The organism is Psychrobacter sp. CAL346-MNA-CIBAN-0220 (assembly GCF_040309805.1).
Classification (GTDB): Bacteria; Pseudomonadota; Gammaproteobacteria; order Pseudomonadales; family Moraxellaceae; genus Psychrobacter.
In genome coordinates this window covers 1-241 of the sequence record NZ_JBEOPF010000660.1, presented here as the reverse complement: position 1 = coordinate 241, position 241 = coordinate 1, and the positions used below count along the sequence as shown (strand labels likewise).

Genomic DNA, 241 nt, shown 5'->3' with positions numbered 1-241 from the left:
GGAATGCTCATGTCGCTTGAAATCGTTGGATTATTAATTTTCATTTTATTGTTAGCTATCGCTTTGTTGCTGTTTGTGAACTTAAACCGATACCGTCAGCAGCAAACTAAAAAGATGATGTTAGATACCTATGAGCTTATCCTTGATCAAGTTGATGCTTATATTTATTTAAAAGACACTCAATGCAAATATGTTTATGCGAATCAACTGACGCTAGATTACTTTGGCGTGACGCTTGAAA

At 34.9% G+C, this 241-nt stretch carries 1 protein-coding gene; it reads left to right on the top strand.

What is annotated here, in order from left to right:
• Positions 1 to 241: hypothetical protein (locus AAEY88_RS15220; protein ID WP_350563736.1), on the top strand; the 241-nt coding region annotated here is incomplete at both ends.